16 protein-coding genes are annotated in these 14,707 nt (G+C 75.1%); 4 read left to right on the forward strand and 12 right to left on the reverse strand.

Annotated elements, in window-relative coordinates:
* Positions 1 to 24 precede the first annotated feature (24 nt).
* From PYV61_RS09840 to PYV61_RS09875, 8 genes are all read right to left on the reverse strand, one after another.
* Positions 25 to 1,521, reverse strand: a complete 1,497-nt coding sequence (locus tag PYV61_RS09840; protein WP_275830873.1) for an FAD-linked oxidase C-terminal domain-containing protein — start codon at positions 1,519 to 1,521, stop codon at positions 25 to 27.
* Positions 1,521 to 2,183, reverse strand: a complete 663-nt coding sequence (locus PYV61_RS09845) for an LON peptidase substrate-binding domain-containing protein (RefSeq protein ID WP_275830875.1) — start codon at positions 2,181 to 2,183, stop codon at positions 1,521 to 1,523. Before PYV61_RS09845 ends, PYV61_RS09840 begins: the two co-directional genes overlap by 1 nt.
* A gap of 32 nt (positions 2,184 to 2,215) precedes the next feature.
* Complete coding sequence (locus PYV61_RS09850; protein ID WP_275830877.1) at positions 2,216 to 2,653, reverse strand: response regulator; 438 nt, start codon at positions 2,651 to 2,653, stop codon at positions 2,216 to 2,218.
* A gap of 197 nt (positions 2,654 to 2,850) precedes the next feature.
* Positions 2,851 to 3,744 (reverse strand): RNA polymerase sigma factor RpoD/SigA, encoded by an 894-nt coding sequence (locus PYV61_RS09855; RefSeq protein ID WP_275830879.1) that lies wholly within the window; start codon positions 3,742 to 3,744, stop codon positions 2,851 to 2,853.
* A gap of 201 nt (positions 3,745 to 3,945) precedes the next feature.
* Positions 3,946 to 4,119, reverse strand: coding sequence for a hypothetical protein (locus PYV61_RS09860; protein WP_275830881.1), 174 nt, complete (start codon positions 4,117 to 4,119; stop codon positions 3,946 to 3,948).
* 91 nt (positions 4,120 to 4,210) lie between these two features.
* Entirely contained in the window at positions 4,211 to 4,897 is a 687-nt protein-coding gene (locus PYV61_RS09865; RefSeq protein WP_275830883.1) for a 3D domain-containing protein, read from the reverse strand.
* A complete protein-coding gene (gene aroB / locus PYV61_RS09870; protein WP_275830885.1) occupies positions 4,894 to 6,045 on the reverse strand; it encodes a 3-dehydroquinate synthase in 1,152 nt (383 codons plus the stop codon). Before aroB ends, PYV61_RS09865 begins: the two co-directional genes overlap by 4 nt.
* Before the next feature lie 18 nt (positions 6,046 to 6,063).
* Positions 6,064 to 6,609 carry a cob(I)yrinic acid a,c-diamide adenosyltransferase gene (locus tag PYV61_RS09875; protein ID WP_345785229.1) on the reverse strand — a complete coding sequence of 182 codons (546 nt, stop codon included), beginning with the start codon at positions 6,607 to 6,609 and terminating at the stop codon, positions 6,064 to 6,066.
* Between the two features lie 166 nt (positions 6,610 to 6,775).
* Here PYV61_RS09875 and PYV61_RS09880 point away from each other — a divergent pair, with 166 nt between their 5' ends.
* Together PYV61_RS09880 and PYV61_RS09885 are read left to right on the forward strand one after the other, a co-directional pair.
* Positions 6,776 to 7,816, forward strand: a complete 1,041-nt coding sequence (locus PYV61_RS09880; RefSeq protein WP_275830889.1) for an NAD(P)/FAD-dependent oxidoreductase — start codon at positions 6,776 to 6,778, stop codon at positions 7,814 to 7,816.
* 17 nt (positions 7,817 to 7,833) lie between these two features.
* The gene (locus PYV61_RS09885; RefSeq protein WP_345785228.1) at positions 7,834 to 8,232 is read left to right on the forward strand and encodes a putative quinol monooxygenase; all 399 of its coding nucleotides are present in this window, start codon (positions 7,834 to 7,836) and stop codon (positions 8,230 to 8,232) included.
* On the opposite strand, the gene PYV61_RS09890 is transcribed toward PYV61_RS09885, so the two are convergent.
* The 4 genes from PYV61_RS09890 to PYV61_RS09905 form a co-directional block, all read right to left on the reverse strand.
* Positions 8,216 to 9,400, reverse strand: a complete 1,185-nt coding sequence (locus tag PYV61_RS09890) for an FAD-dependent oxidoreductase (RefSeq protein ID WP_275830893.1) — start codon at positions 9,398 to 9,400, stop codon at positions 8,216 to 8,218. The genes PYV61_RS09885 and PYV61_RS09890 overlap by 17 nt on opposite strands.
* 1 nt (position 9,401) lies before the next feature.
* The gene (locus PYV61_RS09895) at positions 9,402 to 10,820 is read right to left on the reverse strand and encodes a coniferyl aldehyde dehydrogenase (protein WP_275830895.1); all 1,419 of its coding nucleotides are present in this window, start codon (positions 10,818 to 10,820) and stop codon (positions 9,402 to 9,404) included.
* A gap of 5 nt (positions 10,821 to 10,825) precedes the next feature.
* Positions 10,826 to 11,746, reverse strand: a complete 921-nt coding sequence (locus PYV61_RS09900; protein WP_275830897.1) for an ABC transporter permease — start codon at positions 11,744 to 11,746, stop codon at positions 10,826 to 10,828.
* A gap of 107 nt (positions 11,747 to 11,853) precedes the next feature.
* On the reverse strand, positions 11,854 to 13,467 hold the full coding sequence (locus PYV61_RS09905; protein WP_275830899.1) for an ABC transporter substrate-binding protein: 1,614 nt from the start codon (positions 13,465 to 13,467) through the stop codon (positions 11,854 to 11,856).
* A 91-nt stretch (positions 13,468 to 13,558) separates the two neighbouring features.
* Here PYV61_RS09905 and PYV61_RS09910 point away from each other — a divergent pair, with 91 nt between their 5' ends.
* Complete coding sequence (locus PYV61_RS09910) at positions 13,559 to 14,491, forward strand: response regulator (RefSeq protein WP_275830901.1); 933 nt, start codon at positions 13,559 to 13,561, stop codon at positions 14,489 to 14,491.
* On the forward strand, positions 14,488 to 14,707 hold a 220-nt coding region (locus tag PYV61_RS09915), incomplete at its 3' end, for a hypothetical protein (RefSeq protein WP_275830904.1). The genes PYV61_RS09910 and PYV61_RS09915, both read left to right, overlap by 4 nt.

A 14,707-nucleotide genomic window follows, 5' to 3' on the forward strand; every position in this document is an offset into this window, starting at 1 on the left:
CGGGGAGCGCGGGCGCCGCGGCCGTCACGCCCCAGCCTCCGCGCGGCGCAGCGCCCGCGCGGCGCGCCACTCGCGGCACGCGTGCACCGGCACGACCTTCCCCGGGTTCGCGCGCCGCTCCGGGTCGAACGCCTCGCGCAGCCGGCACATCGCGGCCAGCGACGGCGCGTCGAACAGCGCGTCCATGTAGTCGCGCTTGTCGAGCCCGACGCCGTGCTCGCCGGTGATCGTGCCGCCCGCGTCCACGCACGCGCGCATCACCTCGCCCATCGCCGCGTGCACGCGCGCGCTCTCGTCGGCGTCGTGCGCGTCGTAGCTGATGTTCGGGTGCAGGTTCCCGTCGCCGGCGTGGAACACGTTGCCGATGCGCACCCCGTGCGCGTCGCCGATCGCCGCGATGCGCGCCAGCACCTCGGGGAGGCGCGTGCGCGGCACGACCGCGTCCTGCAGCACGAGGTGCGGCGCGATGCGCCCCATCGCGCCGAACGCCTTCTTGCGCCCCTGCCAGAGCCGCGCGCGCTGCGCCGGGTCGCTCGCCACCGCCACGCCGCGCGCGCCGGCGGCGCGACACAGCTCGGCGACGCGGGCCGCGTCGGCGTCGAGGCCGGCCGCGAGCCCGTCCAGCTCGCACAGTAGGATCGCCGCCGCGTCGGTCGGGTAGCCGGCGGCGTACACCGACGCCTCGACCGCGCGGATCGCCGCGCCGTCCATCATCTCCAACGCCGCGGGGACGATCCCGGCGGCGACGATCCCCGACACCGCGCGCGCCGCGTCCTCCATCGCCGCGAAGTCGGCCAGCAGCGTGCGCACCGCCTGCGGGTCGGGCGACAGCCGCACCGTCACGTCGAGCGCGATCCCGAAGCACCCCTCGCTGCCGACGAAGGCGCCGAGCAGGTCGTAGCCCGCCGCGTCGCCGTCGGCGTCGCCGAGGACGACGACGTCGCCGTCGGGGAGGACCACCGTGCAGGCCGCGACGTGGTTGAGCGTCACGCCGTACTTGAGGCAGTGCGGCCCGCCCGCGTTCTCGGCGACGTTCCCGCCGATCGTGCACGCGCTCTGGCTCGACGGGTCGGGGGCGTAGTGCAGCCCGAACGGCGCCACCGCGCGCGTCAGCGTCACGTTCACCACCCCCGGCTCGACCACCGCCAGCCGGTTCTCGGCGTCGACCGACAGCACGCGGTTCAGCCGGTTGAGCCCCACGATCACGATCCCGTCGGCGAGCGCGCCGCCGGAGAGCCCCGTCCCCGCGCCGCGCGCCACGAACGGCGCCCCCGCCGCCGCCAGCGCGCGCACCACCGCCACCAGCTCGTCGCGCGTCCCGGGGAACACCGCCAGCGCCGGCTGCCGGTGGTAGCCCGGGAGCCCGTCGGAGTCGTAGACGCGCAGCGCGCTCGGCCGGCGCAGCGCGTGGCGCGCGCCGACGGCGGCGGTCAGCGACGCCGCCACCGCGTACGTCGCCGCGGCGTCCAGCGGCGGCGCGTCCGTCGTCGCCGCCGTCGTCTCGCGGATCGTCCCCGCCATCAGCCCGTCGGCGGCGCGTGCGGCCCGCTGCCGTTGCTCCGCGCCCCGGCGTGCACCTCCGCGCGCCGCTCGACCGCGGGGAGCGCGGCCGTCAGCAGCGCGTCCAGCTCCGAGAGCCGCTCGGCGGCCGACCGCGACGCGAGCAGCCGCTGCTTCGCCGTCAGCCCGAGGTCGACGGCCGCCGCCACCGCGAACGACAGCGCCCCCGGGTCGGCCGGGAGCGCCGGCAGCGGGCTGCTGTCGTCGGCGAGCGAGCGGGCGGCGCGCGCCACGCGGCCGAAGGCGTCGCGCACCCGCGCGTCGAGCGTCCGCAGCGTGGCGGCGGCGTCGACCACGTCCTCGACCGGCTCGGTCTCGGCGACGAAGTACGGCGTCCCGATCGCCACGACGCGCACGACCACGAACCGCGCCCCGCCCTCGACCAGGATGTTCGCCCGCCCGTCGGAGAGCGCGGCCACGTCCTGCAGCTCGGCGACGCAGCCGACGGCGCCCGCGCGCGGCGCCTCGCCGCCGCCCGTCACGATGCCGAAGCGCCCGTCGCCCGCGCGGCAGTCGGCCAGCAGCGCGCGGTAGCGCGGCTCGAACACGTGCAGGGGGAGCGCCGCGCCGGGGAAGAGCACGAGCGGCAGCGGGAACAGCGGCAGGCGGGCGGGCGACGACACCCCCGCAACCTACCCGCGCCGCCCGCGCGACGTCAGGCGGCGGGCGGGCTCCCGCCCGCGGACTCCTGCACGCGCGCGATCATCGCCCGCAGCTCGGCGAGCTCGAACGGCTTGTTCAGCACCGGGCAGCGCGACCGCCGCAGGAACTCCGCGGCCTCGGTCGACACCGAGTCGCCGGTCGAGAGGATCAGCCGCTCCAGCAGCTGCGGCCGCGCCTCGGTGAGCCGCGCGTGCAGCTCGATCCCCGAGACGCCCGGCATGCGCAGGTCCGAGATGATGACGGCGTAGCACGCGCTGCGCTCCCCGAGCAGGAGCCGCAGCGCCTCGTTCCCGTCCTCGGCCTCGTCGACCTCCCACCCCATCCGCACGAAGAAGCGGCGCAGCGCCTGCCGGATGACCGGCTCGTCGTCGACCAGCAGGGCGCGTGGGGCGGCCGGCGGGGCGGCGGGCGCGGTGTAGGGGGCGGACATGCTGCGGACGGAGGGCGCTGCGGCGTGCTGCATGGTGCGGCGGTGTGGCTGGGCCGCCCCTGGCTGGACGGTCAGGCTCCGCAATGTATGCGGACTGGCCGGCCGGCCAAGATGCCGGCAGGGGGCGGATGCGCGCGGGGGGCGCCCCCGATCGGTGGGCGCCCCCCGCGAACGTCGAGGATGCTCGGAACTGCGGCTCAGGCGGCGTGCCAGAACCCGGCGAGCGCGGCGCCGTCGCCGGACTCGCGGAGCTTGGCGAACGCCCGCTCGCGGATCTGCCGGATGCGCTCGCGGGTCACCCCCATGAGGGCGCCGATCCGCTCCAGCGTCATCTCCTCCGCCCCGTCCTCGAGTCCGTAGTAGAGCGCGAGGATCTTCCGCTCCCGCGGGGTGAGGTGCTGCTTGAGCGCGTGGTGGAGCGACTCGCGCATCAGCTTCTGGTGCGTCGCGTCCTCGATGTCCTCGGTGCTCTCGTCGGCGAAGCGCTCCCCGAGGGTGCTGGCGTCGCGGTCGCTGCGGTCGACCGGGGCGTCGAGCGAGACCTCGATGGTCGAGAGCTGGCGGGCGGAGCGGACGACCTCGGGCTCCTCCTCGATCAGCTTGGCCAGCTCCTCGTCCGTCGGGTCGCGGCGGAGGACCTGCGCCAGGATCGTCTCCGCGCGGCTCATCCGGATGAGCGCGGAGTTCTGGTTCAGGGGGATGCGCACCGATCGCGTCTGCTCGGCGAGCGCCTTGAGGACCGCCTGCCGGACCCACCACACCGCGTAGGAGATGAACTTCACCCCCTGGTCGGGATCGAACTTCCGGACCGCCTTGAGCAGCCCCTCGTTCCCGATGGCGACGAGCTCGCTGAGCTCGAGGCCGTGCCCCTGGTACTTCTTCACGTAGGAGATGACGAACCGGAGGTTCGCCGTCACCAGCCGCTCCGCCGCGGCGCTGTCGCCCTTCTGGGCCAGGCGGGCCAGCCGCCGTTCCTCTGCCGGATCCTCGATGAGGGGTAGTCGCTGAATGTCGTGCAGGTACTGGTCGAACGCGCTGGAGGGGGAGGAACGAAAGAACGGCTTGGTCCGGCCCTCGGTCGCTCGCTGCATAGACGCCCCGTGTACCGTGGTACAGGTAGAAAAAGCGCGCGAGGTTTCCCCCGCGCGCGCTGGCCTCGCGGGTGTGGGGCGCCACGGTAATGCCGGGTTCGCGACCCGTCAACGAAAAAAAACGCCCCGACCGCCGCCGGTGGCGCCGGGACGGGGGGGCGTGACGGGCCGGGCCGCCGGCGGACCGGCGGCCAAGTCGTTTCAGACCGGGTCTTTGGGTCGCGTCCGGGTGGTCGCGGTCAGGACGCCGATGCCGATCATGACGATGACCCCGACCGCGATCCAGGTGGGGGGCACGTTCAGCAGGTAGGCGCCGACGGCGAGGCCGACGATCACCAGCAGGAAGCCGATCATGTAGGTGCCGAAGGACGACATGCCTGGGCTCCTCGGGAGGGCTAGGGGGCTCGGGCGGCAGGCGGCCGCGGCCACACCAAGGGCAATTGGCTTGCCACGCGCAGCCGGGTTGTCAGTCCCCGACCGCCACCAGCTGCGCCACCCCGTCCCGCATCCCGAACCGGATCGCGTCCTTGCAGTCGGGCGTCCAGATGTCGATCCGCGTCCCCTTGATGGCCGACCCGGTGTCCTCGACCCGGAACCGCCCGAGGTAGCGCCCGGCCGCGTACAGCTCGACGTGCCGCGCCAGCGGGAAGACGCGCGGGTCGGCGGCCACGATCCCCGGGCGGACGTACGTCCCGCGCCGCGTCCGCCCCTGGAGGCAGTACGCCGAGAGGCGGACCTGGACCGGCTGGCCGGGTCGGGCGCGGGTGAGCAGCGACTTGAGCGCCGGGAAGCGGGGGTGCAGCACCCGCGGCAGGGCGAGGCGCGGCGTCAGCAGCGGGTTGCTGGCCAGCCGGAGCGCGGCGAACGGGCGCGGCAGCTCCTTCGGTTCGGCCTTCGGCTTGGGCGGCGCCGGGGGACGAGCGGCCACGACGCCGACCGGGGCGTGCCGCCAGTCGCCCACGACCGCGACCGGCGCGTGGCGCGTGGCACCTTCCGGCGTCGTCTCCTCTTCGTCGGGCGGCTCGGGCTCGACCTTCGGTGCCAGCTGCGCCAGCGACGCGAGCCCGGCCACCACGACCCAGGCGAGGAGCGTCGCCAGCGTCGGGCCCTTGCGCCGGCGCGGCCGTCGCCGCTCGACCGGAGCGCCGCTCACGCGGTCGGCTCCCACGCGGGGGCGAGCACCTCGCGCACGAGCGCGTCGGGGACCGGCAGCGCCCACCGTCCGCCGCACTCGGCCATCGCGCCGATCCGGGTGGGGAGGGCGTACTCGACCACCCCCGCCCGTGTCTTCTTGTCGCCGCGCGTCGCCGCCAGCACCGCCTCGGGATCGAGCGTCGCCGGCCGCCCCGTGGGGAGCCCGCCGCGCGTCAGCGCCGCCGTCACCGCGGTGGCGGTGCCCGGCTCGGCGACCCCCAGCCGCTCGGCGAGGCGCGCCTCGAGCGCCATCCCGGCCGCCACCGCCTCGCCGTGGCGCAGCGCGAAGCCGCTCTCCGACTCCAGCGCGTGCCCGAGGGTGTGCCCGAAGTTCAGGATCTTGCGCATGCCGCCCTCCCGCTCGTCGTGCGCGACCACCGACGCCTTGATGGCCACGCTGCGCGCGACCACCCCCTCCACCGACGCGGCCCACCCCGCCGGGTCACGCCCGATGTGATCCGGCGCACACCCGAGCAGGGGGAGGAGGTCGGCGACGCGCCGAAAGTACTCGCCGTCCACCAGCACGCCATGTTTGACGGCCTCGGCGGCACCGGCGAGCCGGTCGGCGGCGGGAAGGGTCGCCAGCACGGTCGGGTCGACGAGCACGGCCGCCGGCGGGTGGAAGGCGCCGACCAGGTTCTTCCCCGCCGGCGTGTCCACCGCGGTCTTCCCGCCGACCGAGGCGTCCACCATCGCGAGCAGCGTCGTCGGCACCTGCACGACCGGCACGCCGCGCATGTAGGTCGCCGCCACGAACCCGGCCAGGTCGCCCACGACCCCGCCGCCCAGCGCGACCACCGTGGTGTCGCGCCCGCAGCCGGCGGCGAGCATGGCGTCGGTCAGCTCGGCCCACCGCGCGCGCGTCTTCTCCCCCTCGCCCGGCGGGATGGTCAGCACGAGCGGGTCGCCGACGGCCGCGCCCAGCGCCGCGCGGGCCGCCGCGCCGTGGTGGCCCGCCACCGCCGTGTCGGTCACCAGCACCACGCGGTGCGCCGGGGCGTGCGCGCGCACCACGGCGCCGAGCGACGCGAGCGCGCCGGCGCCGGTCAGGACGGGGTAGGGGAGTCGTCCCTCGGCGGCGTCGCGCAGGCCGCCGGGCGCACTCACCACGCGCTCACCACGCGCTCACCAGGTGACCTCGCCCGCGCCGGCGCGCCGGTTGGCCACGCGGGCGAGCATGAACAGCAGGTCGGAGAGCCGGTTGAGGTACTGCACCACCAGCTCGGGGAGTGCGACGTCGTGCGCCAGCGACACCACGCGCCGCTCGGCGCGGCGGCAGACCGTGCGCGCCACGTGCAGCGCCGCCGCCTTCGGCGTGCCGCCGGGGATGATGAAGCTCCGCAGCGGCTCCAGCTCGCGGTCGCAGTCGTCGATCGCGTGCTCCAGCTCCGCGATCCGCTCGGCGTCGATGCGCGCCTTGGTCAGCTGCTCGCGCATCTTGTCGTGGTCGGGCGTGGCCAGCAGCGCGCCGATCGCGAACAGGTCGCGCTGCACCGGGACCAGCACCTCGTCGATGCGCGGCATCAGCTCGATGGAGCGCGCGAGCCCGAGCGAGGCGTTCAGCTCGTCCACGTCGCCGTAGGCCTCGACGCGCGGGTCGTCCTTGGGCACGCGCCCGCCGCCGAAGAGGGCGGTGCCGCCCTGGTCGCCGGTGCGGGTGTAGATCTTCAGGGTCATGCCCAGAACCTAACGGCGACGGCGGGAGTCGTCACGGCGGGAGTGGCCACCACGGGAGTCGCGACGGCGCAGGGCGTGGTCGCCACTCCCGCCGTGTCGACTCCCGTAGTCCCGACTCCCGCCCTTCAGGGACCCCGCCCCCGGCGACTAGGTTTGGGCCATGGCAACCCACCCCATCGTCGACATCACGATCATCGGCGGCGGCCCGACCGGCCTGTTCGCCTCGTTCTACGCCGGCATGCGCGGCGCCACGGCGCAGGTCGTGGACGCCCTGGCGCAGCTGGGCGGGCAGCTCACCGCGCTCTACCCCGAGAAGTACATCTTCGACGTCGCCGGCTTCCCGCAGATCCTGGCCAAGGACCTGGTGAAGTCGCTCGCCGAGCAGGCGGCGCGGTGGAACTTCCCGTCGCACCTGCAGCAGCGCGTCGTGGGGCTGGAGGAGGTCGAGGACGCGGACGGGAAGCACCTCGTGCTGGTCACCGACACCGACCGCTTCCCGACGCGCGCGATCGTGATCGCGGCGGGGATCGGCGCCTTCTCGCCGCGCCGGCTGCCGCAGGCGTGCGCCGAGCCGTGGTACGGGCGCGGGATCTTCGACGTCGTGACCGACCCCGACGCCTACCGCGACCAGCACGTCCTCATCATCGGCGGCGGCGACTCGGCGTTCGACTGGGCGACGCAGCTCGTCGGCAAGGCGGCGCACGTCTCGCTCGCGCACCGCACCGACCGCTTCCGCGCCCACGGCGCGACGGTCACGCAGTTCCAGGAGTACGTCGCCGCCGGCCGCGCCTCGCTGCACACGTTCCACGAGCTGCACGAGATCCACTGCCGGAACGGGGGCGACGAGCGCTTCACGCACGTGGGGCTGCGCCAGGTGAAGACGAAGGAGGTCACCGACGTGCAGGCCGACGTCGTCCTCCCGATGCTCGGCTTCGTCAGCGACCTCGGGACGCTCGCCGAGTGGGGGCTGACGCTCGACAAGGACGAGATCGTGGTGAACTCGCAGATGGAGACCGGGCGCGCGGGCGTCTACGCCGCCGGCGACATCACCACGTATCCCGGGAAGCTCAAGCTGATCGCGTCCGGCTTCTCGGAGGCCGCGATCGCGGTGAACCAGGCCGTGCACTGGATCTACCCCGAGAAGAAGGTGACGCCGGGGCACAGCTCGAACCTGCAGATCTTCGGGCAGAAGGACGACTGACCCGCACCGCGCGTGTGATGCACATCGGGCGTCGCGAGTTCCTCGCCGGCGCGGCGGCGTTCGCCGTCGCCGGCCCCTCCTCCCTCCCGTCACGCCGGAGCGCCGCGGGCATGTACGGACTGATCGGCAAGATGACCGCGAAGCCCGGCGAGCGGGACGCGCTGATCGCGATCCTGCTCGAGGGCGTGTCCGGGATGCCGGGGTGCCTGAGCTACGTCGTCGCCACCGACCCCGCCGACGCCGACGCGATCTGGATCACCGAGGTGTGGGTCGACCAGGCGAGCCACCAGGCGTCGCTGGCCATGCCGTCGGTGCGCGCGGCGATCGCCAAGGGGCGCCCGCTGATCGCGGCGTTCGCGCCGGGGACGGTCACCGCCCCGGTCGGCGGGCACGGGCTGGCTACAGCAGGTCGCTGACGGGGAACGCCTCCCCCTCGGCGAAGCGCGTCGGGCGGAACGGACGCGCGTCGAGCGTCGTCGCCCGCCCGTCGAGCGCGAGCTCCGACGCCAGCAGCCCCGTCGCCGGCGCGTGCATCACCCCGTGCCCCGACGACCCGTTGGCCAGCACGAGGTTCGGGCACGCCGGGTCGACGCCCAGGATCAGCGTCTTGTCGGGCGACATCTCGTAGAGCCCGACCCAGTGCGCCGCGTCGTCGAGCGGCACGCCGCGCAGCGCCGGCACGCGCGCGTCGGCGAAGGCGCGCACCGCGTCGAGCCACGGGCGGTGCAGCGTCAGGTCCCACGGGTCGCCGCCGGCGCCCGGCGTGTCCACCGGCCAGTTGAGCAGCGCCCGCCCGTCGCGCACCCGCAGGTGGAAGGCGTCGCGCGTCCAGATGGTCATCGGGAAGCCGTCGTCGAGCGGCGCCGGCACCGGCGCGGTGACCGCGATCTGCCGCCGCACCGGGCGCACCGGCAGGTCGACGCCGCACAGCGCCGCGACCCCGGCCGCCCACGGCCCCGCCGCGTTCACCACCACGCGCGGCGCCCACGACTCCGCGCCCGCGTGCACGCGCGTCACGCGTCCGCCGGCGTCGCGCTCGACGCGCGAGACGCGCGCCTCCCAGCGCACCCGCGCCCCGCGCCGCTCCGCGTCGTCGAGGTAGCGGCGCAGGATCTGCATCGGCCGGAAGGTGCCGTCCGACGGGCACCACGCCGCGCCCACCGCGCCGTCGAGATCGACGTGCGGGTTGAGCGCCGCCGCCGCCTCGGGCGTCAGCTCCGCCGCGTCGGCGACGCCGCACGCGTGCTGCACCGCGCGCGCGGCGCGGAACGCCGCCAGCGCCGCCGCGTCGTGCGCGAGGAAGAGGTAGCCGACCGCGCGGAACCCCGCGTCGCCTCCGGTGTCGTCGGCGAAGCGGCGCAGCCGCTCGCGCGCCAGCACCGACAGCCGCACGTTGGGCGCGGTCGCGAACTGGTGGCGGAAGCCGCCGGTCGCGCGCGCCGTGCTCCCGGCGCCGGGCCCGGCGCCGGCGTCGAGCACCACCGCGTCGGCGCCGCGCGCGGCGAGGTGCCAGGCGACGCTCGCGCCGACCACGCCGGCGCCGACCACCAGGACTTCCGGCGCCTGCCCCGCGGCCGCGCCCACGTCAGCCCCCGACCGCGCGCAGCAGCGCGCGGATGATCTTCCGCGACCGCTCGCCGTACGGCGGCCGCAGCATCCCCCCCGACGCCAGGCGGCTCTGCACGAAGACCCCCTTCTTCTTGGAGAACGTCTGGAAGCCGTCGAAGCCGTGGTAGTGCCCCATCCCGCTCGCCCCGACGCCGCCGAACGGCAGGTCGTCCACGGCCAGCTGCAGGATCACGTCGTTCACCGCCGCGCCGCCCGAGGTCGTGCGGGCCAGCACCTCGTCGGCGCGCCGCGCGTCGTCGTCGAAGTAGTAGAGCGCCAGCGGGCGCGGGCGCGCGTTCACGTAGGCGATCGCCTCGTCGAGCGTGTCGTACGCGACGACGGGGAGGATCGGCCCGAAGATCTCCTCCCGCATCACCGCCAGCGCGTCGGGCGCGCGCACCACCACGGTCGGCGGGAAGACGCGGTTCTCCGCGGTGCACGCCTCGGCGGCCGGGTTCACCTCCAGCACCTCGGCGCCCGCCGCGCGCGCGCCGTCGGCCAGCGCGCGCAGCCGCTCCCAGTGCGCGCGCGTCACGATGCGGGTGTAGTCGCGCGTGTCCACCAGCCGCGGGTAGAGCGCCGCCGCCGTGCGGCGCACCGCCTCCACGAACGCCGGCACGCGGTCGCGGTGCACCAGCGCGTAGTCGGGGGCGACGCAGGTCTGGCCCGCGTTGTACAGCTTCCCCGTCACCAGCCGCCCGACGCTGCGCTCGATCGGCGCGTCGCGGTGCAGGATGGCCGGCGACTTCCCGCCCAGCTCCAGCGTCACGGGCGTCAGGTGCTCGGCGGCCGCCTTCATCACCAGCTTCCCGACGCGCGTCGAGCCGGTGAAGAAGAGGTGGTCGAACGGGAGCGCGGAGAACGCCGCCGCGACGTCGGCGTCCCCGGTCACCCCGGCGACGTACTCGCGCGGGAAGCGCTCGGCGAGGATGCGCGCCACCAGGTCGGCCGTGCGCGGCGTGACCTCCGACGGCTTGACCATGACGTGGTTGCCGGCGGCGATCGCCCCCACGAGCGGCGACAGCGACAGCAGCAGCTGGTAGTTCCAGGCGCCGATCACCCCGACGACGCCGAGCGGCTGGTGGAGGACGCGCGCGCGCGCCGGCAGCAGGTACCACGGCGGCCGGACCGACCGCGGGCGCATCCACTTCTTCAGCTGGCGGCGCGCGTGCTTGATCTCGTCGAGCAGGGGGAAGAGCTCGAGGAGCAGCGTCTCCTCCTCGGCCCGGCCGCCGAAGTCGTCGGAGACCGCGGCCACCAGCTCCGCCTCGTGCGCGCGGACCCCGTCGCGCAGCGCGTCGAGCGCCGCGATGCGGCGGTCGTGGTCCGGGGCGCCGCGGGCGAACGCGGCCCGCTGCGCGGCGAGCAGCGCGGCGAGTGCCGCCGGCTCAGTCACGCGCCTCAGTCATAGCGCACGCGCGGGTCGGCCTTCGCGTACGCGACGTCGGTGAGGAGGTTCACCAGCACGAAGATCGCGCTGAGGAAGAGCACCGCCCCCTGGATGGCCGGCAGGTCGCGGCGGCCGATCGCGTTCACGACGTAGCGCCCGATCCCGGGCCAGCTGAAGATCGTCTCGGTGAGGATGCTCCCCGTCAGGTAGTACCCGAAGTCGAGGCCGAGCACCGTGACGACCGGGATGAGCGCGTTGCGCAGCGCGTGGCGCACCGTCACCGCGCGCTCGCCGAGCCCCTTGGCGCGCGCCGTCCGCACGAAGTCGCCGCCGAGCACCTCGAGCATCGCCGAGCGGGTGACGCGCGCCAGGAACGCGATCGAGCGCATGCCGAGGGCGAGCGCCGGGAGCGCGAGGTAGCGCAGCCCGCCGTACCCCGAGGCCGGCAGCCAGCGCAGCTGCACGGCGAACAGCAGGATCAGCAGCAGCCCGACCCAGTAGACCGGGAACGAGATCCCGAGGTAGGCGCCGCCGAGCGCGACCCGGTCGATCCAGCCGCCGGGGTTCCGCGCCGACAGCACGCCGAGGGCGATGCCGAGCACGGACGCGAAGAGCATGGCCGTCCCCGCGAGCAGCAGCGTCTTGGGGAAGCGCTCGGCGATGTCCTGCGCGATCGGGCGGTTGGTGATGAACGAGCGCCCGAGGTCCCCGCGCAGCACGCCGCCGGCGTAGTGCGCGAACTGCGTCGGGAGCGGGTCGTCGAGCCGCAGCTCCTCGCGCAGCCGCTGCACCGTCGCCGGGTCGGCGCGCTCGCCGACGATCTCCTGCACCGGGTCGCCGGGGGCGACGAAGAGCAGCAGGAAGGTGACGACGAGCACGCCCGCCAGCGTGGGGACGGCGAGGAGGAGGCGGCGGAGGACGTAGGCCAGCATGGAGCCCCCTCAGTCCCTCGACGCTCGACGCTCGACGCTCGACGCTGCCGCGGTCGCGCGCGCGGCCGGAGCGTCGAGCGTCGAGCGCCGAGGGGTCGCGACTGCGGTCATCGCGTCCCCGTCGCGTCGATCCGCACGTCCTGCCAGCGCTGCCCGTTGAAGATCGTCGGGACCTGGAAGCCGCGGATCCACGGCTGCACGGCGTACAGCTCGTTGTAGTGGAACAGGTAGATCATCGGCGCGTCGGCGTGGGCCAGCGCGTCGGCCTGGCGCGACAGGGCGGCGCGCTGGGCGTCGTCCTGTGTGCGGCGGGCCTGCACGATCAGGCTGTCGACGCCCCGGTTCTCGTAGAACGAGTAGTTGCCGCCCACGCCCTTACTCTGGCTGTGCAGGAGCGGGTACAGGAACGCGTCGGCGTCGGGGTAGTCGGCGTACCACGTCTTCACGTAGAGCTGCGCCTGCCCGTTGCGCGCGGCCTCGCGCACGGCGGAGGCGTCGCGCTGCACCAGCTTCGTGCGGATCCCGGCGGCGTTCAGGTATCCCTGGATGCTCTGCGCGAGGCGGGCGAGGGTGGCGTCCTGCGACGACCACAGCTCGACGTCGATCCCGTTGGCGTGGCCGGCCTCGGCGAGGAGCTGCTTCGCGCGGTTGACGTCGTAGGCGTAGCGCTGGCGCGTGGTGTCGGCGCCGTCGAGCGAGGGGGCGATGACGCTGGCGGCGAGGCGGCCGCGCCCGGCGAGCAGCTGCTCGAGGATCGCGCGCGTGTCGACCGCGTGGTTGAGCGCCTGGCGCACGCGCGCGTCGGCGAGCGGGCCCTTGGTCGTGTTGATCGCGACGTGGTAGAGGATGAGCGCGGGCGCGCTCTGCAGGCGGGCGCTCTTCTCGTCCGTCTGCTCCCAGCTGCGCGTCTCCCCCTCGGGGACGGTGAGCACGTCGACGGTGCCGCTCTCGAACTCGGCCACCGCGGTGCTCGGCTCCGGGATGATGCGCGCGATCAGCGTGTCGGCGCCCGGCTGCCGCCCCCAGTACTTGTCGAAGCGGGCGAACTTGAGGTAGTCGTCGTGGCGCCACTCGACGAACTTCCACGGCCCGGCGCCGACGGGGCGCTGCCCGAAGTCGGGGCCCACCGAGTCGGGGACGATCGCCGCCACCGGCATCGCGAGCAGCTTCGGGAAGATGGCGAGCGGCTCGGTGAGCGTGACCACCACCGTGCTGTCGTCGGGGGTGCGCACGCCGGCCAGCGACGTCGCCTTGCCGTCGGCGAACTCGCGCGCGCCGCGGATCGGGTACAGCGGCCACCCGCGCCCGCCGCGCACCGTCGGGTCGAGCGCGCGCTGGAAGCTGCGCGCCACCTGCCGCGCGCGCAGCGGCGTGCCGTCGTGGAAGGTGACGCCCGGGCGCAGGTGGAAGGTGTAGGTCAGCCCGTCGGGGGAGACCTCCCACCGCGTCGCCAGCGCCGGCTCGACGCGCGCGTCGGGGGTGAAGCGCACCAGCCCGTCGAACAGGTAGCTCACGGCGCGCCCGGTGGGGACGTCGGTGGAGAGCGCCGGGTCGAGCGAGCGCGGGTCGTACGTGTCGCGCGAGTCGCGGAAGGTGCGGCGGTCGCCGGCGCCGTCGCCGCTCCCCCGGCAGCCCGCGAGACCCGCGAGGCCCGCGAGGAGGACCAGCGCCGGGAGGCGGCCGGCGAGGGGAGCGAACGGACGGGTCGCCGATGGGCGCATCGCGGGGCGGGCGGAGAAGGGTGACGCGGTTGACACAAGCGATTCCAGCGCGTGAAGTTACCGGGCCGTCCCGAAGCCCGCCACACGCCCCGTGAGCTACCTCCTCTACGCCGACGACCACGAGCAGATGCGCCTGATGGTGCGCGACCTGCTGGAGGCGTCGGGGCACGAGGTGGCGCTCGCGCCGGACGGGCCGGCGGCGCTCGCCCTGCTCCGGGAGCGCGAGCCCGACCTCCTGATCCTCGACGTGTCGATGCCGGGGATGACGGGGTTCGAGGTCTGCCGCGCCGTGAAGGCGAACCCGATGACCGCGCGCATCCCGGTGCTGATGCTCACCGCGGAGGCGGACATCGACGCCAAGGTCGAGGGGTTCGAGTCGGGCGCCGACGACTACCTCGCCAAGCCGTTCGACCCGCGCGAGCTGCGCGCGCGCGTCGGCGCCCTCGTGCGGCTCGTGCGCCGCGAGGGGGACCGCAACCCGACCAGCGGCCTCCCCGGCAGCCGCGCGATCGACGACGAGCTGGCGCGCCGCGCCGCGCGCGGGCAGCCGTTCGCGGTGTGCTACCTCGACGTCGACCACTTCAAGCCGTTCAACGACGTGTTCGGCTTCGCGGTCGCCGACTCGGTGATCCGCGACGCCGGCGTCGCGCTGCAGGAGGCGGTCGCGACCGCCGGCGGCACGCTCGGCACCGAGGGCGACTTCGCGGGGCACATCGGCGGCGACGACTTCCTGCTGGTCACCGCGCCGCCGCGCGCCGAGCGCCTGGTGCTCGAGGCGCAGCGCGCGTTCCGCCGGCTGGTCGAGCGCAGCGTGGGCCCCGAGGTCGCCGCGCGCGGCCGCTTCACGGGGCTCGACCGGCAGGGGACGCTGCGCGAGTTCCCGCTCGCCACGCTCACCGCGGTCGTGCTGCAGGTGGACCCGGCGCGCTGGCGCTCGAGCGTCGACCTGGGCGTGCGCGCCGCCGACGCCAAGCGCCGCGCCAAGGCCACCGGCGCCGGCAGCATCCTCGTGGAGCGCCTGTGACGGACATCAAGCCGCCGAACAAGAAGCAGCGCGAGCTCGCCGCCGAGACCGCGATGGCCCGGTCCACGGGGGCGTTCGTGCTGCGCCGCCGCGTCGACGGCCCGATCCTCGGCGCCGCGCTCGGCGCGGGGATCGCCGCCGGCGCCGCCGTCGCGTACCTCGCCGCGATCTGGCTCGCGCGCACGCCGCTCGACCGCCCGCCGCTCGCGCCGAAGT

This window comes from Roseisolibacter sp. H3M3-2 (genome assembly GCF_029211165.1).
GTDB lineage: Bacteria > Gemmatimonadota > Gemmatimonadetes > Gemmatimonadales > Gemmatimonadaceae > Roseisolibacter.